This is a genomic window from Pseudomonas sp. GW821-FHT10B02, from assembly GCF_059415665.1.
Map to the genome: position 1 here is coordinate 144,087 of NZ_JBWKNR010000009.1, position 22,629 is coordinate 166,715.

Genomic DNA, 22,629 nt, shown 5'->3' on the forward strand with positions numbered 1-22,629 from the left:
GCGATAAGGGCCTTCAGACCACCAACGACAACAGCATGATAAAGATGATGCCAACCACCGAAAGGATGGTCTCCATCATGCTCCAGGTTTTGAAGGTCTCGGCCACGGTCATGTTGAAGTACTGTTTCACCAGCCAGAAACCGGCGTCGTTGACGTGCGACAGAATCAACGAACCGGCACCGGTAGCCAGCACCAGCAACTCACGGTTGACCCCCGGCATCATGCCGATCACCGGTGCCACGATACCGGCACCGGTAATGGTCGCCACTGTCGCCGACCCGGTAGCGATGCGAATCACTGCCGCCACCAGCCAGGCCAGCATGATCGGAGAAATCTGCGCCTGCACGGCCATCTGGCCGATGACATTACCTACCCCGGTGTCCACCAGCATCTGCTTGAAACCACCCCCGGCGCCGACAATCAATATGATCGCTGCGGTGGGCGCCAGGCTCTGGTCGAGCAGTTTCATGATCTGCTGACGCGAGAAGCCCCGGGCTGCCCCAAAGGTATAGAACGCCAGCAGCAGCGCGGCGAGCAGGGCGGTGATCGGGTGGCCGATCAGGTCCATCCATTGGCGCACGATGTGTTCAGCCGGCAACACCACATCGGCGAAGGTCTTCAGCAGCATCAGGAACACTGGCAGCAGCACGGTGATCAGGGTCACGGTGAAGCTGGGCAGGTTCTTTTGCTCGGACTCGCGGGCGATCTGGTCCATCAGCTCCTGGGACGGCGATCCCGGAATGTAGCGGGAGATGAAGTTGCCGTACAACGGGCCGGCAATGATCGCGGTGGGCAGGGCGACGATCAGGCCGTAGAAAATGGTCTTGCCGATATCGGCATTGAAAATGCCGATGGCCAGCAAAGGCCCCGGATGCGGCGGTACCAGGCCATGCACCACCGACAGCCCGGCGAGCAGCGGAATACCGATCTTGATCAGCGACACCCCGGAACGCCGGGCGACGATGAATACCAGCGGAATCAGCAGCACAAAGCCGATTTCGAAGAACAGCGGAATGCCCACCAGGAACGCGGCGAACATCATCGCCCAGTGCACTTTCTGTTTGCCGAAGGCGCGGATCAGCGTCTGCGCGATCTGGTCGGCGCCGCCAGAGTCGGCCATCAGTTTGCCGAGCATGGTACCCAGGGCGAGGACGATACCGACAAAGCCAAGCACGCCACCAAAACCGTCCTGGAAGGATTTCATGACCTTGGCCACCGGCATGCCCGAGGTCAGGCCGAGAAAACCGGCGGCCAGGGTCAGGGCGACAAAGGGGTGGACCTTGAAGTGGGTGATCAGCAGCACCAGGCCGACGATGGTGACCACTGCATCGAGCAGCAGGTAGGTATCAGTTGCCAAACCGAACATGGTTCAGTGCCTCATCTTGTCATTGTTGTGGGCGGAGCATTTGCAGCGTTTACGTATCGAGACAGCGCTATCTTTGGTGAGCCGGAAAACCGCCTGATCAGGCCGTTCGCGCCAGCACCGGCTCACCGCAAGGCTTTAGCCACAGGTCGACCTGCACCGCCAGTTGTGCCACCGGCAGCGTGGCATCCAGGGGCAGGGTCAGGGCTTCGCCGTTGGGGCGTTCGAGGGCGGCGAACTGGCTGTCGATCAGGCTGGCCGGCATGAAGTGCCCAGGGCGGGCAAGCACCCGGCGGCTGGCTTCTTCAGGGGTGAGATCGAGAAACACGAAACCCAGGTCGGGCACGGCATGGCGCAAGGCGTCGCGATAGCGCTTTTTCAGCGCCGAACAGGTCAGGATCGGGCGTTCGCCGGACTTGAGGGTGGCCTGCATCTCTTCACCCAGACGGATCAGCCAACCGGCACGGTCGTCATCGTCCAGGGGAATGCCGGCACTCATCTTTTCGATGTTGGCAGCAGGGTGGAAGTCGTCGCCTTCGATCAGGCGACCGCCGCTCAAGCCGGCAATGGCGGCGCCGACGTAGCTCTTGCCGCAGCCAGCTACGCCCATGACCACGATCGCGGATAGGGGTGGGTTCATCGGTACCTCCTGCAGGGCAAGATAGCGCTATCTTTAGCCGCGACTGAATTAGCCTCGGGCGCTTCTTTCCTGGATGTTATTGATCTTGTATTCAGCAGTCTGGATGCTCAATTCAGGTCACCTGCAGTTATGCATTGCCTGTGTAGTGAGACAGCGCTACCTTAGTGCCCGTTCCCCATTCTTTGCAAGTCGAAAATACAATTCCCCATGACCCGCATCGGCTCCCGTACTACCGGTCGTCCCACTCTGGCTGAAGTGGCCAGGCTTTCCGGGGTTTCCCCGATTACCGCTTCGCGCGCCCTGCGCGGGGTCAGCACCGTTGCCCCGGAGCTGGTCGAGAAGGTCAAGCTGGCAGCAACCACCCTCGGTTATGTCGCCAACCCGGCGGCCCGGGCGTTGGCCTCGGCGCAGAGCGAGTCGATCGTGGTGTTGATTCCGTCGCTGTCCAACCAGTTGTTCATCGAGACCCTGGAGGCCGTCCACGAGGTCATGCGCCCGCGCGGCCTTGAAGTGCTGATCGGTAACTATCACTACGATATCGCCGAAGAAGAGAACCTGATTCGCAACTATCTGGCCTATCAGCCGCGTGGCATGCTGCTCACCGGTTTTGATCGCAGCGAAGCGTCCAAGCAGATGCTCAGCGCCAGTGGCGTGCCCTGTGTGCACATGATGGAGCTGGGGCTGCAGGAGCAGGGCATGTCGGTGGGTTTTTCCCAGCAGCAGGCCGGTGCGGCGGCGGCGCAGCACTTGCTTGAGCGCGGCTGCCAGCGCCTGGGCTTCATCGCCGCGCAGCTCGACCCGCGGGTGATGCAGCGTGCCGAAGGTTTTCGCCAGGCCCTGGTTGCAGCGGGGAGCTATGCCAGTGAACTGCAGGTACTGTCGCCGCAGCCATCATCCATCGGTCTGGGTGGTGAGTTGTTCAGGCAGTTGCTGGCCGAACATGGCGATGTCGATGGCATTTTCTTCTGCAACGACGACCTGGCCCAAGGGGCGATTCTTGAGGCACTGCGCCTGGGTGTAAAGGTGCCACAACAAGTGGCCATGGTCGGCTTCAACGACCTGCCGGCATCGGCGCACATGGTTCCGCGCCTGACCTCGATCCGCACCCCGCGCGCGGCCATTGGCCGGTGCGCCGCCCAGGCCTTGCTGGGCTTGCTCGATGGCAAGCGTGGCACCGTGCACAACCAGGATCTGGGCTTTGAACTGGTGGTCCGCGAGAGCAGTTGAGCGTTGCCCCTCCCATGAAGGGTGGGGTGACATCAAAGTGCTTGCACGGCGCCAAAGCCTATCTATGCTCAGCAACACCTGAGCCTGGAGGGCGCTTCGATGTTTGATTTTCATCGCAAGTCCGATTTGCTTGAAATTGAGCAGTGCAACCGGGTTTTGGCCGGCATCAATGCCAAACTGGCCGCCATCAGCCGCTCCATGGCGATGATCGAGTTCAGCCCGGATGGCATCATCCTTGAAGCCAACGACAACTTCTGCAAGGCCATGGGCTATAGCCTTGAGCAGATTCGTGGCAAACACCACCGGATTTTCTGCGAGCCGGGCTACGCCAACAGTGAAGCGTACCGGCACCTGTGGCGGGACCTGGCGCGGGGCGAGGCGCAAAGCGGCACCTTTGCCCGGATAGACCAGCAAGGCCGCGAGCTCTGGCTTGAAGCCAGCTACATGCCGGTGCTGGGACCTCAGCAGCAAGTCACCAGCGTGATCAAAGTGGCCTCCGACATCACCCGCCGGGTGAAAGACGAGCATGAGAGCGAAAGCCTGATCAAGGCCATCAGCCGCTCAATGGCGATGATCGAGTTCACCCCGCAAGGCAAGGTGATCAAGGCCAACCAGAACTTTCTCGACACCATGCATTATCGTCACGAAGAGATTGTCGGCCAGCATCACAGCCTGTTCTGCCACAAAAGCGAAAGCGAGTCGGCAAGCTACAAGGCCTTCTGGGCCTCGCTCAATCGTGGCGAATACCATTCGCACCGCTTCGAGCGGGTCAACAAGCTGGGGCAGATGGTTTACCTCGAGGCTTCCTACAACCCGATCTTCGACACCCAAGGCCGCCTGTACAAAGTGGTCAAGTTCGCCAGCGACATTACTTCGCAGGTCTGTACCCAGCAGACGGCCGCCGAGGCGGCCCATGCCACCTCGGTGCAAAATGATGCCTGCGCCCGCAAAGGCACGCAGGTCGTGCAGCAGACCGTGCAGGTGATCGAGGAGATATCGGTAAACCTCAATGCGGCGGCGCGCAGTATCGATGCGGTGAGCAAACAGTCGGAACTGATCGGGCAGATCATTCAGACTATTCGCGGCATTGCCGACCAGACCAACCTGTTGGCACTCAATGCGGCCATCGAGGCGGCCCGCGCCGGTGAGCACGGCCGGGGGTTTGCTGTCGTCGCCGATGAGGTGCGCAGCCTGGCGGCGCGTACCAGCAAGGCAACCCTGGAAATTGTCGAGGTGGTGCGTCAGAACCACGACCTGTCGCTGACAGCCGTGGCCAGCATGCAATCGAGCCTGAGCCGCACCGGGATTGGCGTGGAGCTGGCCAACGAGGCCGGGGAGGTGATCCGGGAAATCCAGCAGGGCTCTCAGCATGTGGTCGATGCCATCAGTCAGATCAACTCGACCCTGCAGTTACACTGACAAGTTGGCTCAGCTGTTTTTCCAGGGTCAGCAAACTGTGCTCCAGGGTATTGAGCAATACATTGAGCTGTTCATCCGTGGCATCACCGAGACTGGCCTGCTCCAGCGCTTCGCAGTTGCGCACCAGAGCGCGCGCTTTGAGCATCTTGGCGCCGCCTTTGATCCGGTGGGCCAGGGCACGCAGGCTGCTGCGTGAAGGTTGCGGGCCCAAGGCGCGCAGGGCACTGAGATCTTCATGGTTGCTGCGTGCCAGTTCGCCGACCAGGCGGCGGATCAGCGCTGGGTCGCCCAAGGTCAGGTACTGGAGGTTGTCGATGTCGAAACCACTGGGGTGTCCATCATCGTCGGCAGTTTCCGGCAGCGGCGTCTGGGAAGTACCGGCCTGCAGATGACGACGCAATTCGGCCAGGCCAATGGGCTTGAACAGGCAACCGTTCATGCCGCTGGCCAGGCAACGCTCGCGTTCTTCGGCCTGGGCATTGGCGGTCAAGCCGAGAATCAGGCAGGCGGGTAGCTGCAGCCGCTGCTCCTGGGCGCGGATCTGCCGGGCCAGTTGATGCCCGTCCATGTCTGGCATGTGGCAATCGGTGATCACCGTATCGAAGGCGCCTTCTTGCCACAGCACCAACGCCTGCTGAGCGTCGCAGGCCTGAATGACCCGGTGGCCAAGTACTGTGAGTTGACGTTCGAGCAGCATCAGGTTGGCGGGGTAGTCGTCCACTACCAGAATGGACTGCGTCGGCATGCCGTTGTCGCTGGCCTGCGGTTTGCTGTCGGTGTGAGCGGCAGATTCGGCCAGGGCCAGGTTCAGTTTGACCTGCACACGTGTGCCCTGGTGCGGGGCACTGTGCAGGTTCAAGGTTCCGCCCATGAGTTCACACAGGCTGCGGCTGATGACCAGGCCCAGCCCTGTGCCCTGACGCGCCGTTTGCGTACCGACCTGGGCAAAATGCTGGAACAGACGTTGCTGATCTTCGCTGCTGATGCCGATGCCGCTGTCTATGACCTCCAGCAGAACCTGCAATTGTCCATCCTCGCGCAGGTGAAGCCGAAGGCTGACCTTGACGCTGCCCTGATCGGTGAACTTGATCGCATTGCTTACCAGGTTCGAGAGGATCTGCTTGAGACGCAGCGAATCGACCAGGACCAGCTGCTGCGTGGGCTGCAGATCGCTTTCCAGTCTCAGCCCTTTGAGCCTGGCATTGCCTTCGAATACCCGCACGGTCGCGCTGGCCAGGGCATTGAGGTCGGTCGGCTGCGGCGCCAGAGACATGTGCCCGGATTCGATACGGGCGATGTCGAGAATGTCGCCGATCAGTTCCAGCATGCCATTGGCCGACTCGAATGCCACCTGCAGGGACGCGCGGTCGGCACGGCCCTGTTCAGCATCCTGGACGGCTAACTCAAGCAAACCGATGACCGCGTTCATCGGCGTACGGATCTCATGGCTCATGGTCGCCAGGAAGGTGCTTTTGGCGCGACTGGCGTCTTCGGCCTGCTCTTTGGCCAGGCGTAACTCTTCAAGCAGGCGCTTGCTGAAACCCAGCTCCGTTTGCAGGGCCTGTTCGGCCGCGCTGCGTTGCTGGATCAGTTTGCGCAGGTAGCGGTTCCAGACAATCACCGCCGCGATCAGTACCCCTGCGCCCAGCAGGATCTGCAGGATAAGCCCGCGGTAGTTGTACCAGAGGCTGTCGCTGATCAGCGCATTGGTTCGCCAGCGGCCGGTCAGTTCGGTCATTTCGTCGGGGGGGATGCTGAGCAGGGCTTTGTCGAGGATCGAGTGCAACTGTGTGGCGTCACGGCCCACGGCAAAGGAGAAAATGCCCGGTTGGTCACCGTATATAGAGGCAATCTGCAGACGATCCTTGAACATGCGGCTGACAAAATAGGCAGCGTTGATCTGTGAGCTCAAGGCCACATCGGCCTTGCCCTGCGCCACAGATTCCATCAGCGACAACGGGTTATCGACGGCTACCAATGTGGTTTGCGGGTAGCGCAGACGCAGCTCGGCTTCGACCGGGGAGACGTCACGTATCAACGCCAGGCGCTTGCCGTTGAGCTGTGCGGCGCCGCTCAGGCTGGAGTTGTCAGTCCGGGTGACCAGTACTCGCGGGGTAATCAAGTAAGGGCGAGTGAAGCGCAAAGTGCCTTCGCGAGCCGGGGTGGGCGGCAGCACACCGGCAATATCGACATGACCTAGTTCGACCTGGCTGATCATTTGCGCTATCGAATCGACCACTTGAATGTCGAACTTCAGACCGGTGCGCAGGCTGATCTGGTCAAGGACATCGGCAGTGATGCCGCGAAACTGATGACGGTCATCGTAAAAGCTCATGGGCGCAAAGTACTTGTTGATCGCCACCCGCACCCGTGGATGCTGCTCGATCCAGCTGCGCTCAGCGGCGCTCAGGCTCAGGCTGCTGCGGTTGAGCAGCACCCGGGTACTGCCGCTGGTCCAGCGGCGCAGAATGTTCAAACGGTCGTTGTCGCCGATGCGGTCGAGCGCCTGATTGACCAGGCGCAGTACGCCAGGGTTGTTGCGGGACACGGCAAAGGCGAAGGTGCCGCGCAGGTTCTTGATGAAGTGATCGATCTGCACGCTGCCCAGGTACACGCGGGTGATCAGGTAGTCACTGCTGACCGCATCGCCGAGAAACGCGTCGGCCTGTCCCAGCGATACGGCCGAGAGGCCGGCCAGGTTGGAGCTGTAAAGCTGCAGCTTGGCCTGGGGGTAAAGCGCGGTGACCACAGGGGTTGGCAGATAATGATCGACCATCGCCAGGCGCAACCCTGCAAGCTTGTCGTTGAGCCCCAGGGATTTCCCTGAGCCGATGGCAATCACTGATTGGTCGTCGGTGTAGGCGCGGCTAAGTACCAGCTGCGCGTCGGCGGCTTCGAAGGCGTTGGAACTGCCCAGCAGATCGATCTTGCCGGCATGCAGCGCGGCAATCGCCTGGGCGCGATCGGCAAAGCGTCGGACCTCGATCGGAATGCCGAGCAGCTCACTGACCAGTCCGGCGTAATCGGCAGTCAAACCTTCATAGTCACTGCTGCTGACATTGATATCGAACGGCGGGTAGTCGGGATTGGTGGTGCCGAGCAGCAAGTGATGCTTGTGCTTGAGCCAGTTTCGGTCTTCGGCCGACAGCGTCAACATCGTGCTGCTGATCGAGCGCGCCAGGAGCTGGCGAGGCTCACCGACATCAATGGCAAAGGCGAGGAGTGTCTGCAGGCTTAGCAGACAACCCAGTAGTAAGGCTGTGAGCCGGTTCATGGCGGGCTCAGAGCGAATGACGGCGCGACAGTTCGATCAGCTCCACGAAGGATCGCAGCTCCAGTTTGTCCAGGATCCGGGTTTTGTAGGTGCTGACGGTTTTCGCACTCAGGTGCATGCAGTCAGCGATGGCGTTGTTCGATTGTCCTTCTATCAGCAGCCGTAGTACGGCTAACTCCTGATCGGAAAGTTTCTTCAAGCGCTGTTGTTCGCTCAGCATTGGACCGTGCTGCATCGGTAGGTCGGGAAAAACCGAGTAGCCCTTGATCATGGCTTTCAATGCCGACAACAGGGCTTCGAGGTCTTCGTCCTTGCGAATGAAGGCTGAAGCACCGGCGTCCAGGCAGCGGCGGGCAAACAGATTGGCGGGCTGGCCGGTCAGCACCATCACGCGCGGCGCAGGTTCGAGTTGTTGCAAGCGTTTCAATACGCTCAGGCCATCAATACCTGGCAGACCGATGTCGAGAATCACCACACCAGGGCGAAGGTCCCGTGCCATCTGCACTGCAGTTTCACCGTCGTGGGCTTCACCGACGACAGTGAAGTGTTCGCGTTCAAGCAGCATGCGAACGGCCAAGCGCACAGTGGAGTGGTCGTCAACAATCAACACAGAGGTCAAAGTTCAGCTCCTTGTCGAGTATGTAAGCAAAATCCCGAGTCATTCAGGAGGGCGGCTCTGGCCTGGGCCGGAAGGGCGCCAACGATACGTCGAATCAAGGAACGATAGTACGGGGGGTGTAGTTGTGTTGAATTTATCGGGTAGCGCTGACGAAAAATCCTACACGTGAAGAGTTTTCGTCTGGCTGGATCTAGTCAGGGCCGACACAGTGTTGTGCGGCCCCTGTAGGTTTTTAGAACGAAGTAGTGAAGGAAGCGTAGTAGGCTCGTCCAGCTTCGTTGTAGGTCAATGCACCGGCTTCGTCAGAATTACCTTCACGGTACAGGCGCTTGTCGAACAGGTTGTTGACTCCGACCCGCACACTCAGGTGCTTGTTGAATTCATAGCCACTGCTGATGCCGACCAGCCCATAAGGGTCGACGTCCTTTTGCACTTTGGGGTCCAGTGTTTCATTGGCGCGAGCGTTGTAGCTGGGTGCTTCCTGCTTGCCATAGTAGGTGCCGTTGAGCTGGAACGAGAGTTTGTCGGTGGCATTCCAGTCCAGGGTCGAGTTGACCGTGTACTCCGGGATGATGCTCAGCGGTTCGCCGGTTTTCTTGTCTTCTGATTCGATCATGTAGGTGAAGTTGGTGTTCCAGTCCAGGCTTGGCGTGAGCGCGATGAACAGGTTGCCTTCCACCCCTTGCACCACCGCCTTGCCGGTATTCTCCCAGCGCAGGATGCGGCGGCCGTTGGGCAGGCGGAACAAGGTCTGGTTACCGGCCTCGATCTTGTTCTTGTAATCGTTACGGAAGTAGGTGGCGCTGGTGCGCCAGGTGCCTTTGTCGTATGCCAGGCCCAGCTCTTTGTTGACGCTGGTTTCCGGGTCGAGGTTGGCGTTGCCCAGCAAGTAGCAGCCGCCTTCGTTGACCTCACTGGAGTTGCAGCCACCACCACGACTGTAGAGCAGGTAATTGGGGTTGGCCTGGTACAGGTTCGGGGTCTTGTAGGCGCGGGCGATACCGCCCTTGACGCTCAAGGCTTCGGTGATCTGGTGCGAGGCGTTGAGGCTCGGGCTCCAGTTGCTGCCGAAGTCCTCGTGATGGTCGTAGCGCAGGCCGGGGGTGACGATGGTGTTGGCGCCGACTTCGATGTTGTCTTCGGCGTACAGGGCAAAGCTGCGTGCCGTGGATTTGGTCTGGGAGCGGTCGAAGCCTGGCAGTTCGGCGCCCGGGTCATAGCTTTGCGGGCGCAGCGAGCCTGGGTCGTTGAGCGACTCGTAAAGGTATTCGCCGCCCAGGGTCAGCACTTGCTCAAGGCCCGTACTCAGCGGCAGGTTGACCTCGCCGGTGGCGCGGGTGTTGCGCAGGCGCGATTCAAAGCGCCCGGCACTGCCTGAGGGGGCACCTTCACCCCAGCCGGCCAGGCCTTCATTGAGGCGACCGTTACGGGTCAGGTCGTAGGACAGCGATGCGGTCGAGGTGCCCCAGTCGTAGTCACCGCGATGGGTCGCGGCGAAACTGGAGCGTTGCATGACGTTGGTTTCCTTGCCGACCTGGCTTTCGACGAATTCGCCACCGGCGTTGAGCATGGTGTCACCGGCGAAGATATTGCCCTGGCGACTGTAGCTTGCTTCCAGGTCGACGGTGTTGGCCGGGTCGATCTTCCAGCTCAGCATGCCGTTGATGTCTTTGTTGCGCACGCCTTCACGGCCGGCCATCAAGGACTCTTCATAGGCCTGGTGCGCCGAGTTGATTTTCATGTCATCGGCGTCGGTCTTGTTCAGGTTGCCGTACACGCGAAAGATCAGGCTGTCGGTCAGCGGCCCGCTGAGGCTGAAGTTGACACGCTTGCCAGTGCCCTCGGCATCGTCCTCGGGAAGCATGGTGTACAGGGTCATGGAACCGCGCAGGTCCTCGGTCGGGCGTTTGGTGATGATGTTCACCACGCCACCCATGGCCCCGGAGCCGTAGCGAGCGGCGGCCGGGCCGCGCAGGATTTCGATGCGCTCGACTTCTTCGGCGGGTACCCAGTTGGTTTCGCCGCGGGTGTCACGGTCGCCGCTCCAGCCATAACGCACGGCATTGCGCGAGGTGGAAGGCTTGCCGTCGATGAGGATCAAGGTGTTTTCCGGGCCCATGCCGCGCAGGTCGATCTGGCGGTTGTTGCCGCGCGCACCGCTGCTGCTGTTGCCGGTAAGGTTGACCCCGGGTTCGCGGCGGATGATGTCGGAGAGGTCGTTGACCGGCGGGCGCTTCTTGATGTCTTCAGCAGTGATGATCGACACACCGGGGGCTTGTTTGAGCTCCTCTTCGGCGGTGCCCAGCACTTTGGTGTCTTCCAGCTCTATAGCCTGGCGGGTGCCTGCGACCGGCAGGTCGGTAGGCTGGATCTGCACTTCATCGGCGGGCAGTTGCAGGGGAGCGGCGGTGAGAGTCGAGGAGCCCAGTGTTGCCAGCAAGGCAATACTCAAGGGGCTGAGGTTGAAGCGCGACGCCATGTCAAATGTCTCCTTGAACAAAGGGTGAGCAGGGCCCGGGACTGACAGGCCTTGCTCAAGGCGTCGAGAATGATAAGGATTAGCATTTACATGTAAAGCGTTCAGGCGAGAAATAAAATATTAAGGGGGCGAAAGCGAAGGCTCTGAGTCGAGGGTTCTGGCGGGGAGGGTGGGCAAACAGACGCCTGGGGGAGAGGAAAAAGGACCGCAGTCACCCCCATCGGTAACTGCGGCCAAGCGGGAAAATCCGGTGAGCAAAATCGTCGGGCAAGTTGCACCGCCGCTGGTACAAGCCGGCGGTGATGCTATTGCTGCAACACAGTGGCCTGGTTGCCGTAGCCATACTGCTGGACGGTCGCGTTCATGCTCGCGCCGCTCTGGTCGACCGATGCCTGGTTGTAGGAGCCACCTTGAGTCACGTAGGCGACGTTGACGCCTTCGGTCTGTTTGATGGTGGCGCTGTTGTGGTCACCGTACAGCTGCCAGGTGGAGCTCTGGTTGCCAGTGCCGGACTGGTCCAGCTTGACAACGTTGCTCTCGCCAGCGCTGGAGCCGGTGGCGTAGTTGGTGGTACCGCGTTGATCGGCGATCAGCAGGTTGTCAGTGCCGTTCTGTTCAAAGTACAGCTCGTTGTTGTTTTCGATCTGGGTCACTTCGGCGGTGTTGCCGGTGCCGTACTGGTCCAGCCGTGCCATTTGCGCGACGTCCTTCTGGGTCAGGTTGGCGCTGTTGCCGTTACCGTTCTGGTTGATCACCGCGGTCTGGCTGGTGCCGAACTGGCCACCGGTCTTGTCGCCTTTCCAGTTGCTGGCCAGCACCTTGTTGCCGGTGCCGTTGGAGGTGACTTCCAGCACATGGTTGTCGCCGGTCTGGTAGGTGAAGCTGACGTTGCCGTTACCTGACTGTGCCAGGGTCGACAGCGAACCTGTCGATTCGTACTGGTCGGCATAGATGGCATTGAGGTTGCCGCTCTGGAAGATGCTGGCGATGTTGTTTTCGCCAAAACTCTGGTCGATCACGCCTTCGTTGGTCATGCCATATTGCGTTACCGTTGCATGGCTGCCCGCCTGAGTGTCCTGCCAGACTTCAGTGGAGTTGCCGGTGCCGTTCTGGGTAATGGTGACGGTGCCACCCTGACCCTCGCGCTGGTCGCCATAGGCCCAGTTGCTTTCACCGGTCTGATAGATGCCGATCTGGCCGTCGTTATGGTTGATGTGTTCGGCGGCGCTGTAGTTGTCGGTACCGGTCTGGATACTCAAGGCGTTGTTGGCAGCGCCGCTGATCAGTTGTTCGACGAAGGCGCGGTTATCGTTACCGTACTGCACCGTAGTGCCGGTGCTGCCGGTCTGGGTGTCCTGGTAGACGAACGAGAAGTTGCCACTGCCTTCCTGGGTTTGCTCGGCTTCGTTTTCGGTGCCCAGGGACTGGCTGGCATGGGTGTTGTTCAGCGACCCGGACGATTGCTGTTTGATCTGGCTGCCGAACTCGAACAGTTGCTCGGCGTAACCGGCGTTGTATTCACCGGTGGTGCTCTGCTGGATATTGCTGTTGCCACCTTCCTGCTTGGCGGCGTGGTTGTTGCCCAGGCCAACCTGGTCCTGGGTGGTGACACTGAGCGGGGCAGCGGTCTGTTTGACCTCTGCGATGTTTTCGGTACCCGACTGGTTCTGGGTCGACAGGCTTTCATCGGCAATCGCCTGGCCTGCAAGGCACAGTACGATGGCGGCGCTTAAGGGAGCGAGCTTGAACATGGTGGTGCCTCCAGGTTTCAACGGTATTGGTTGACTTGCACACGCTGGCCGTTGCCGGCCTGGACCACCGAGCTTTGCAGCCCGGTGCCGTCCTGTTTGATGCTGGCGCTATTGCTGTTGCCGTATTGCTCGATGTTTGCGCGGTTGTTGCTGCCGCTCTGAGCAATCGAGGCACTGTTGCCATAGCCTTGTTGGTTGATGCTGGCCATAAGGTCGTTGCCTTGTTGCAGGATGTACGCCTCCTGCGCACCGCCCGACTGCACGATACGGCCCAGCAGGGCCTGACCGTCCTGGCCGATAGCGGCGCGGTTGGCCTGGCCGTTCTGCTCGATCTGCGCCTGCTGCCCGGTGCTGGCCGGTAGCGGTTGCAGCGACAGCGGTTCACCCAGGTCGCCACCGGGGCCGAGGTCGGCGTTGTCCATCAAGTCGTCGGCCAGGGCGGCCTGACCGAGCAAGGTCAGGCACAGCAGCAAGGTGGTCAGGCGCGCCATGGTCATTTCTCCTGCGTTCTACTGCACGTTGACCGGCACGGTACGGACAGTGCCCTGGCTGGTGCGGATGGTCGCCGACGGTGCTGCGGTCGGGATCACCGTGGTGCTGTTGCTCACCGTCAGCCGCCAGCGTCCGGTCAGCGGTACCGTGGTACTGCCCAGAGTGACCAGCCCGGTCGGGGTGGTGACCTGCACGGTGACGGTGTTACCGGTGGTCACCGACGAAGTGCCGGAGAGGTCCCAGTTGTAGCGGTTGTTGGAGCGCGCGGTGACGGTCGCGGTGGTGACGGCGAAGGTTTCTGCCGCCGGCCGTGGCGAGACCTGTACCGTGACGGTGGCAGGTGTCGACAGGGCCCCGAGGCTGTCGCGGGCGATGTAGGTGAAGCTGGTGGTGAACGGCGCCGGGATCGTTGCCGGTGGGGTGTAGGTGACCAGGTTGCCATCGGTGCTCACCGAGCCGCGGCCGTCCACAGGTTGCGACACGCTGTTGACCGCCAGAGGCGTGTTGCCTTCCGGATCACTGTCGTTGAGCAAGACGTTGATCGGCAGGGCGACACCCAGGGTTGCAGCGGTGTCGTTGACCACCGTTGGCGCCTGGTTCGGGGCGACGTTGATGGTCACCGCGGTCACCTGCGACTTCAGCCCTTTGTTGTCCTGGGCCCGGTAGGTGAAAGTGGCGGTCATCGGCCCGTTGACCACTGGTGGTGGGGTATAGAGCACGGCAGCACTGCCGCTGAGGGCAACGCTGCCCAGGCCAGCGTCCGGCTGGGTAAGGTCGGCGATGCTCAGCGGCACGTTGTTGTCCGGGTCGCGGTCATTGCTCAGCAGGTTCAGGGTCAGCGGCACGCCGAAGCTGGTGCTGCCCTGATCCGCAACGGCCACCGGCGCCTGGTTCTCGGCTTCGACCGGCGCATTGCCGACGATCACCACCGCTTCGGTATCACTGCCACCGGCGGCGGATTTGATCGTGACACTGGCCGGAGGCTGTGCCAGGCCATTGACCGTCAGGCTTTGCACGGTGCCGGACTTGGACAGGCGGCCATAGCCCTGGGCGACCAGGTCGGGCACCTGTACTTCGTCGCTGGAGCTGGCTTCGATCCGCAGGCGTTTGTTGGCCCAGTCGTAACGCGCAGTGGTGACTTTGACCACATCGCTGAGCTTGCGCGACAGCGCGGTGGGGCGGGTAGCCCCGCTAGGGTCGGTGGCGGTGACCACGATCACCGGTGGTGGCGCGCCAGGGCTCAAGCGGTGAGCGAAGAACAGGCCGTTGTTGTCAGGCAACAGGTTGAACTGGCAAGGCGAAGCCGGGGTGCCGGGGACCAGTGCCAGGGTTTCGCGAAAGCACAGGGTGGCGTTGTTCGGTGCCTTGGCAAACACCTCTACCCGGGTACCGTCTGAAGTACGCCGGTAGCTGGCGCGTTCAAGCTCTGCAGGGGTCTGTTTGCGGGCATCGAGCACCTTGCCGGACACGGTGAAAACGTCGGTGCGGATGGTGCCGGCCGGCCCTTTGATCTCCACATAGTTGGTGTTGAACGGGCTGCCGATGACCGCTTCAGTGATGTTCGGGTCGCCGATGAAGGTTTCGCTGGCGCTGGTATCCGGGTTGATCTCGGTGTAAGGCCCCCCGACGCCGCGCAGGAACGGCCCCAAGGCACCTTTGAGCACACCGCTGAAATCGCCCGGAGCACCGATGCCGATGTCACGGGTGATATTGATTGCGCGCCGACCGGGCGTGGTGACGTTGACTGTTTCGACACCGTAGGGGTGGGTGATCACATAGGTGCCGGCCTGGGGCACCGAGACACGAATGCGGATCCGGGCAAAGCTCTGCTGGTCGCCGTCGATCGGGTTCTCGCTGGCAAACGCCGCTTCGATGCCGGCGACATAAACATCCATCTCATAGCCGCTGTTGCCCACTGCCGGAATCGAGGTTTCAGCCAGGTACCAGAACATCTCCGGTGGCCAGTTATCGGGGAACACCAGCGGCAGGGCATCATCGTAGATACCAGGCTCAGGCAGCAGCGTACACATGTAGGCCGGTGGTACCGATACCGGCACCCGCGAACTCGCCGCTCTTGACTGGCACAGCTCCATGGACAGGTCGTTGTGGTCCTGGTACCACATCGGGTAACGCCCGGTGGCCAGGGTGTAGGGGCCCGGATCGACCGCTTTGAGGCCGGCCCAGGCAGTGCCGGCCAGCGAGAGGGAAAGCCCGGCTGCGCAGAGCGCCAGGCGTGGCCAGTTATTCATGCTGCCTCCTGCTACGGGACGTGGCGTAATGATGTTCATGGCACGAGCACCACTTCTTCGCTGTCGCTACCGCCATAGGCGCTGGTCACCGTGACCGTGGCCGGTGGCAGTGGCGTTTGTCCGGCGGTGAGTGTCTTGACCGCGCCAGTGCCACTCAAGGTGCCGATGAGCGCGCCGTTGCCGGTGGTGGCGGTGAGCGACGGTGGGCTGGTTTCGTCGCTGGTCGAGGCGACCAGGGTCAGTTCTCCGGCATTCAGGCTGTACTCGGCGCGCTGGATCACGACCAGGTCGGTCAACGGCAGGCTCAGCGTGGTCGGGGTGCTGCTGGGGATCGCCAACTGGTTGTCGGCGGTTACCTGCAGGGTCAACGGCAGTGTCGGGTTGAGGGCCGACTGGCCATACCAGGCACCGGTGGAGTTGGCTTCGGTGAGGTTCAGGTTCGGGGTCTGACTGATCAGAGCGGCGGTGCCCGGTGGCGGCGGAGCCTGCACGAAGACATCCTGCTGGGCGCGCAGGTCGCCGTTTTCGCTGTGGCGCGAGAACGTGCTGCGCTGGGCAATCACCGGCGTTGGCCGCACGACCTCAGAGAGCTTGCCGGAGACCGAGAACAGTGTGGTGCGCAGGTCCAGGCCATTGGGCCCTTCGATGCGTACGAAGTTGGTGTTGAACGGGCTGCCGGTCACCGCCTCATTGAGGTTCGGGTCGCCGATGTAACGCTCGCTGGCACCGGATTGCGGATTGGTCTCAGTGTAAGGACCACCGACACCACGCAGGAACGGGCCGACATCGCCTTTGAGCGCACCGGTGTAGGTTTGTGGCGAGCCGATGCCGATGTCGCGGGTCATGTTGATCGCCCGCGTGCCGCCCGCAGGGACATCGAACACTTCGACACCGTAGGGGTGAGTGACGATGTAAGTGCCTGCTGTCGGTACATCGACACGAATCCGTACCCGGGCGAAACTGACCTGATCGCCATCAACCACATCTTCGGCGGCGAAGGCGGCCTCGATGGCGGTGCCGTAGCTCAAGTCAATCCCGCGTGCTGCGTCGACAATTGCCGCGTCGGCAGTGAACCAGAAGGTCTCGTCGGGGTAGTTGGTGGGAAAGCTGATCGGCTGGGTGTCGTCGAACACCCCGGGTGCGGGGTTCAGTACACACATGTACGAGGGCGCGCCGGGAGCGCCGGCCACCCGCGAACTGACAGCCTTGGACAAGCATAGGTCGAGCACCCGGCCGTGGGTGTCCTGGTACCAAGCGGCGAATCCACCAGTTGCCGGCAGGTAAGGGCCGGGGTCTACTTCAAAGAGCGCGGCCTGAGCCGGCGCTTGAGTCAGGCTAGCCAGGATCAGCAAAGCCAGTGGGTGGGGCGTTGGACGGTGCATGAGTCTTCCCTCTTGCAATCGGGCCCATGGGGGTTGGGTCGTCTGCACAGGGCTCGGCAACTTCCGTACCAGTTTTTTAAAAGCCTTCTACGGCGCGCCTTGCAAGGAAATTTCGTGCTGTTGGAGGCAAGTAATGGCGGGGCCGATGACCCAGGGTTGGGGGCAATTGGGGCAAGCTTGCGGGGCAAGTGGAAGCAACTGGGCTATAACCTAAGAAGTCATTTGCCAGGAGTTCGCGATGGACTTGCAATCACGCCTGGATTCACCCTCCGTACACGAAGCCGCGCATGACCAAGCGCCAGCCAAGCGGCCGTTCAACCTGTTGCGTTGGTATGCGTTCGTCAGTCTGGCGATCATCCTCTCGGTGGCCGTAGGACTGGGGCTGATTTCCAGCCGCTTCGTGATCAACGAAAGCGTCGAGCGCGATGCGCTGCTCACTGCGCAGTTCATCCAGTCCATTGCATCGGCCGAAGTACGCCATGTGTCCATTCCCAATGTGCGGACCATGGGCGAACTGCTCGATCCACGGCTGGACCAGAGCTTTCCCGAGGTCAACCCCGAGGCGCGGCGCAATGCTCGCGGTGAGTTTCTTGATCATGTTGCCCACTTGCCCGACATGCTCCTGGCTAACATCTATGCCCCGGACCGCACGGTGATCTGGTCAAGCAACCCGGCGTTGGTTGGCCGGATGATCGAGTCGGACGAAGACCTTGATCACGCCTTCGATAACAAAGTGCGGGTCTCGGCCAGTTACCACAACGTCGATCAGGCGCGCGCCGAACAGAAATTCATCACCCCCCCTGAGAGCTTGTTCATCGAAAACTACATTCCACTGTTCGATGCTGACGGTGTGAACGTCACCGCCATGGTTGAAATCTACAAGGAACCCCGTGACCTGATCGGGCGTATCGAGCACGGCCTGCTGATGATCTGGATGGCTGTCGCAGTGGGGGCTGCACTGGTCTATGGCGGCCTGTACTGGCTGATGTACCGTGCCAACCGGCACCTGCAGCAGCAGCAAAAGCGTCTGATCAACAACGAAACCTTTGTCGCGCTGGGGGAGATGTCTTCGGCGGTGGCGCACAGCCTGCGCAACCCGCTTGCCAGCATTCGCTCCAGTGCCGAACTGGCTCAGGAGGTCGAGGAAGGGCCGGCGCAGAAGAACATTGGCGACATCATCAGCCAGGTCGATCGCATGTCGCACTGGGTGCGCCAATTGCTGCAGTCGTTACGCCCGCTCAATGACGAAGCGCAGGCGGTGGAACTGGAGCGGGTGCTGCAGGACAGCCTGCAGGCGTTCTCGCTGCAACTCAGGCGCCAGGGCGTCGAGGTCCAGGTTGACCCGCTGGCCAATGTCCAGGTGCTCAGCCAGGCAGTTTTGCTCGGGCAGATCTTCAACAGCCTGATTGCCAATGCCCTGGAAGCCATGAGCGACGGTGGGACGTTGCGTGTTGAACAGGTTCGCCAAAGCCGAAAAACCCTGACCTTGCGCCTGTGTGACAGTGGCAAGGGTATGACCGACGAGCAATTGCGCATGGCCTTCAGGCCGTTCTACACCACCAAGCAGGGTGGCCTGGGCGTAGGGCTGGTGCTGGTCAAACGGATTATGGAGCGCTTTGGCGGCACGGTGCGCCTGAGCAGCCGCGAAGGCGAGGGCACGCGTGTGCAGCTGAGCTTTCGCGTGGCCCGGGAGTAGTGTCGGGCTGAAGGTAGTGGTGCTGGTGAAACCCGAATCTGGGGGAGGTTTCCCCCATTTTTTCTTAACAAACACTGACAGATTTTGCTGCTAAGTCATTGATAACTAGCTTGTACATATCTTGAAACAGTTTTGGCCGGGTAATTGCACTTCGACATTACCGGTTGGCAAACACTGGGTGAAAGATCATGAGCAAGCGTGTGCATTACCCCCTGTGCCTGAGCGCCGCTCTGGCATTGCTGCTGGCGGCTGAAGTGCCTGCCAGTCCGATTGACGATGTCGAGCAGCCGGAGCCGGGAGATCCGTCGGCTTACAACGATGTGCCCGCCGATCCTGCTACTGCCTTGAACAACCTGCGCCTGCTGCCGGAGGCCAATGTCGGTGCCTTCGACCTGCCGGATGGTGTCGAAGGCGACCGTAATACGCCGCGTCAGGACAACTCTCGGCCACCGGCATTGCAGACTTCCTTCAACTACCCCACCAACGGTGCCCCGAGCCCGATGTTCGGCGCTCAGCCTTTCAGTCAACAGCTGTTGCTGTTCGAAGAATTCGGTCCGACCCGTCTGGACCCCACCACCCCGTCTGGTCTACAGGTGTTTCCCGCGCCCAGCACCGGGCCCGCGCCGCAGCAGGACCCTGTCAATGTGTCGCGCAGTGCACCTAACGGGCCACTGCTCGATGCCTTTCTCAAAGAGCCAGGGCTGACCCCGTATCCCAGCCAGTATGCCAATGTGGTCGATCGCAACCCCTGGCAAGTGCAGATCGAGGGGTTTCTCAATCGCCATATCGGCGCTTCCGCCGAAGGCCGGCCACCAGGAAAAGGCTGGTCGCACCAGCGCTGGAACGAGTTCTACCCGCAAGCGGCGTACAAGACTGCGCAGGCCGGCGCACGGATCAACGGCGGGCTGCGTGATGCGATGCAGATGCACCACTACAGCGTCGGTGAATTCGGCCCCGGTGGCCTGTATTACAACACTGCCGGGCAGGCCAACACTCTGGGCACGACCAAAGGCGTCGACACGCGCTTTCATCCCAACATGCCCCTGCAGGATCACAAATCGCTATGGACCTTCGACGGCACCCTGCCAGCCAAGCTGTTGATGGTGCGTTACGGCCAGCCGCTGTTGATGCGTCACTACAACGCTTTGCCGATTGATCCGGCCGCCAACCACGGCTTTGGCTTGCACACCATCAGCACCCATGAGCACAACGGGCACGCGCCGGCGGAAAGCGACGGTTATGCCAACGCGTTTTTCTTTCCCGGGCAGTATTACGACTACCGCTGGCCGATCCAGCTGGCCGGTTACGACAGCATCAACACCCGCGCCGAAGATCCGCGGGCGGCGTTCCCGTGCACGCCCGGCGAAAAACTGTGGGTCAACGACGCTGAGCCGGGCCTTAAAACCTGTAACAACGGCAGCATCCGTATCCGTGGCGACTGGCGCGAAACCATGAGCACCCATTGGTTTCACGACCACATGCTCGATTTCACCGCGCAGAACGTCTACAAGGGCAACGCGGCGATGATGAACTATTACAGCGCCCTGGATCGCGGCAACGAAGCCTTCGAAGACGGCGTCAACCTGCGCTTGCCCAGCGGCTCGGCCTTGTCCTGGGGTAACCGCGACTATGACGTCAACCTGCTGATCGCCGACAAGGCCTGGGGGGCGGACGGCCAGCTGTGGTTCAACCCGTTCAACACCGACGGCTTTCTCGGTGACCAGGTGCTGGTCAACTGGCAGTACAAACCGTACCTCGACGTGCGCGCGCGCAGTTACCGCCTGCGGATTCTCAACGGCTCGGTATCACGCTACTTCAAACTGGCGCTGGTGCGCGAGATCAAGGGCAGTGGCGGTGAGTTCGCCGGGCCCAAGGGTTCGGGCCTGTCGTATGCGCGGGTGCCGTTCCACATGATCGCCAACGACGGCAACATCATGGAACACTCGGTGCCGTTTGACGGCAGCATGGACCTGGATGCCGACGGCGACCGCCAGAACCACAACGCGATTCTGCCGACCCAGGGGATCGCCGAGCGTTTCGACATCATCGTCAACTTCGCCAAAAACGGAATCAAACCGGGCGACAAACTGTTCTTCGTCAATCTCAAGGCGCACGACACCGGTAAAGGTCCGAAAGAGGACATCCCCTTGGCTGACGTGCTGTCGGAGAAGTACCTGGCGGTGATCAAACAGACCAGCAAGGGCCCGCAATGGGACAGGGGTGACCCTGCGGTGGGCAAGGTCCTGCAACTCAACGTCAAAGCCTACAGCGGCCAGGACCTGGCCATGGACCCGGCGGCCTATGAGCCGGCCAAACCGGGCAAGGCCGAAGGCAAAATCATGATCCCGCTCAAGCTGCACCGTGATAACCCGGCCGATCTGGCACGCCTGGCCCAGGCCCGGCACCGGACCTTTGTCTTCGGACGCTCGGACGGCACAGACCAGGTGCCGTGGACCATCAAGTCCGATGGCGGCCTGGGCTACAACATGGACCCGCGCCGGCTCAGTGCCGCGCCACAGCTGGCCAGCGGGCCCACGGATGGCGGTTACGCCGGCGTCGGCACCCTGGAAGTGTGGAAGATCCAGAACGGCGGCAATGGCTGGAGCCATCCGGTGCATGTGCACTTCGAGGAAGGCATCATCCTCAGCCGCGGCGGCAAGGCCCCTCCGGAATGGGAAAAATGGGCGCGCAAGGACGTCTACCGCATCGGCAGCGAAAGTGACGGCCTGGATAACGTCGAAGTGGCGATCAACTTCCGCGAGTTCGCCGGGACCTACATGGAGCACTGTCACAACACCCAGCATGAGGACAACTCGATGCTGTTGCGCTGGGACATCGAGCATCCCGGCCAGTTGCAACTGATGCCCACGCCACTGCCCAGCTGGGACGGCGTCAAGTACATCAATTCCGCCGCGCTGCCGACCTGGCGCAGCGGGGATGGCAAGGGCCCGCAAGTCAAGATCAGCAACTAGCCGAGGGGGAGTGGGCCATGGGGCGTTTATCAATCTGGCTAGGCACGGCATTGCTGTGCTGGACCTTCCAGGTGCTGGCAGAAGACGCCACGCCCTGGGGGGAGGGGTATTTTCCGAACACACCACTGACGGATCAGGACGGACAACAGGTGCACTTTTTCGATGACCTGATCAAGGACAAGGTGGTGGTGATCAACTTCATCTTCACCGGCTGCGGCGACTCCTGTCCGCTGGAAACCGCACGTTTGCGCCAGGTCCAGCAACTGCTGGGGGATAGAGTCGGGCGTGATGTGTTTTTCTATTCGATCAGCATCGACCCGCTCAGTGACACCCCTGAAGTGCTCAAGGCCTACGCCGCCCGGTTCAAGGTCGGACCGGGCTGGCGTTTTCTGACCGGTGACAAGGATCAGATCGACCAGTTGCGTCGGCGCCTGGGCCTGTTCATCGAAGGGGTCGACAATGGCCGCAGCCGCGACCACAACCTGAGCCTGATTGTCGGCAACCAGGCAACCGGGCGCTGGATGAAGGCCTCGCCGTTCGAAAACCCCTGGATCCTCGCCGACCAGTTGGCCAACAGCCTGCAGAACTGGAAGACCCCCAGTGCCGAGCAAAGCTATGCCCAGGCGCCGGATATTCGCCCACCCAGCAGCGGCGAGGAGCTGTTTCGCACGCGCTGCGCTGCTTGTCACAGCCTGGGCCCGGAAGATGGCCAAGGCATCGGCATGCGCAGCGTCGGACCGGATCTGCTCGGCGTCACCCAGCGCCGCGAGCGGGCCTGGCTGAGCCGCTGGATTCGTGAGCCTGATCGCATGCTGGCGGAGCGCGATGCTTTGGCGGTGATGCTCTATCAGCAGTTCAACCGGGTGGCCATGCCCAACCTGCGTCTGAACCAGCAGGATGCCGACAACCTGCTTGAATTTCTTCAGCAGGAAACCGAGCGTCAGGGGACGCTGAAGCAGGCGCACGCAGCGAACGACGGGGCGGGCAGCGCGCAGTAAAGGCAAAATACTATCAGTGGGCGACTGGCCATTAGTATTGATTCCAAACGTCGTCACCTGGCTGGGCT

At 61.4% G+C, this 22,629-nt stretch carries 13 protein-coding genes and 2 pseudogenes; 6 read left to right on the top strand and 9 right to left on the bottom strand.

What is annotated here, in order from left to right:
• Positions 1-13: 13 nt before the first annotated feature.
• Positions 14-1,366 carry a GntP family permease gene (locus AC07OF_RS15275; RefSeq protein ID WP_038610434.1) on the bottom strand — a complete coding sequence of 451 codons (1,353 nt, stop codon included), beginning with the start codon at positions 1,364-1,366 and terminating at the stop codon, positions 14-16.
• Between the two features lie 97 nt (positions 1,367-1,463).
• On the bottom strand, positions 1,464-2,003 hold the full coding sequence (locus AC07OF_RS15280) for a gluconokinase (RefSeq protein WP_157192398.1): 540 nt from the start codon (positions 2,001-2,003) through the stop codon (positions 1,464-1,466).
• A 207-nt stretch (positions 2,004-2,210) separates the two neighbouring features.
• On the opposite strand from AC07OF_RS15280, the gene gntR reads away from it, so the two are divergent.
• The 3 genes and pseudogenes from gntR to AC07OF_RS15295 form a co-directional block, all read left to right on the top strand.
• A complete protein-coding gene (gene gntR / locus AC07OF_RS15285) occupies positions 2,211-3,230 on the top strand; it encodes an HTH-type transcriptional regulator GntR (protein WP_495073101.1) in 1,020 nt (339 codons plus the stop codon).
• 204 nt (positions 3,231-3,434) lie between these two features.
• A pseudogene (locus AC07OF_RS15290) lies at positions 3,435-4,112 on the top strand (PAS domain-containing protein); the annotation flags it as partial.
• Between the two features lie 108 nt (positions 4,113-4,220).
• Positions 4,221-4,649: pseudogene (locus AC07OF_RS15295) on the top strand (methyl-accepting chemotaxis protein); the annotation flags it as partial.
• On the opposite strand, the gene AC07OF_RS15300 reads toward AC07OF_RS15295, so the two are convergent.
• The 7 genes from AC07OF_RS15300 to AC07OF_RS15330 form a co-directional block, all read right to left on the bottom strand.
• Entirely contained in the window at positions 4,624-7,923 is a 3,300-nt protein-coding gene (locus AC07OF_RS15300; protein WP_476447234.1) for a transporter substrate-binding domain-containing protein, read from the bottom strand. The pseudogene AC07OF_RS15295 and the gene AC07OF_RS15300 overlap by 26 nt on opposite strands.
• A gap of 7 nt (positions 7,924-7,930) precedes the next feature.
• On the bottom strand, positions 7,931-8,542 hold the full coding sequence (locus AC07OF_RS15305) for a response regulator transcription factor (protein WP_157192402.1): 612 nt from the start codon (positions 8,540-8,542) through the stop codon (positions 7,931-7,933).
• 232 nt (positions 8,543-8,774) lie between these two features.
• Complete coding sequence (locus AC07OF_RS15310) at positions 8,775-11,021, bottom strand: FepA family TonB-dependent siderophore receptor (protein ID WP_495073102.1); 2,247 nt, start codon at positions 11,019-11,021, stop codon at positions 8,775-8,777.
• Positions 11,022-11,326: 305 nt separating this feature from the next.
• A complete protein-coding gene (locus AC07OF_RS15315) occupies positions 11,327-12,772 on the bottom strand; it encodes a curlin (RefSeq protein ID WP_157192404.1) in 1,446 nt (481 codons plus the stop codon).
• A gap of 17 nt (positions 12,773-12,789) precedes the next feature.
• Positions 12,790-13,263, bottom strand: a complete 474-nt coding sequence (locus tag AC07OF_RS15320) for a curlin (protein ID WP_038610449.1) — start codon at positions 13,261-13,263, stop codon at positions 12,790-12,792.
• A gap of 18 nt (positions 13,264-13,281) precedes the next feature.
• Positions 13,282-15,513: an Ig-like domain-containing protein gene (locus AC07OF_RS15325; protein ID WP_157192405.1), complete on the bottom strand. Its 2,232-nt coding sequence runs from the start codon at positions 15,511-15,513 to the stop codon at positions 13,282-13,284.
• 35 nt (positions 15,514-15,548) lie between these two features.
• Positions 15,549-16,895: a hypothetical protein gene (locus AC07OF_RS15330; RefSeq protein WP_157192406.1), complete on the bottom strand. Its 1,347-nt coding sequence runs from the start codon at positions 16,893-16,895 to the stop codon at positions 15,549-15,551.
• Positions 16,896-17,133: 238 nt separating this feature from the next.
• Here AC07OF_RS15330 and AC07OF_RS15335 point away from each other — a divergent pair, with 238 nt between their 5' ends.
• The 3 genes from AC07OF_RS15335 to AC07OF_RS15345 all read left to right on the top strand — a co-directional run bounded on the left by AC07OF_RS15335 (position 17,134) and on the right by AC07OF_RS15345 (position 22,561).
• The gene (locus AC07OF_RS15335) at positions 17,134-18,591 is read left to right on the top strand and encodes a sensor histidine kinase (RefSeq protein WP_157192407.1); all 1,458 of its coding nucleotides are present in this window, start codon (positions 17,134-17,136) and stop codon (positions 18,589-18,591) included.
• A gap of 188 nt (positions 18,592-18,779) precedes the next feature.
• On the top strand, positions 18,780-21,563 hold the full coding sequence (locus tag AC07OF_RS15340) for a multicopper oxidase domain-containing protein (RefSeq protein WP_476447231.1): 2,784 nt from the start codon (positions 18,780-18,782) through the stop codon (positions 21,561-21,563).
• Between the two features lie 17 nt (positions 21,564-21,580).
• The gene (locus AC07OF_RS15345) at positions 21,581-22,561 is read left to right on the top strand and encodes an SCO family protein (protein WP_157192409.1); all 981 of its coding nucleotides are present in this window, start codon (positions 21,581-21,583) and stop codon (positions 22,559-22,561) included.
• The last annotated feature ends 68 nt before the right edge of the window (positions 22,562-22,629 follow it).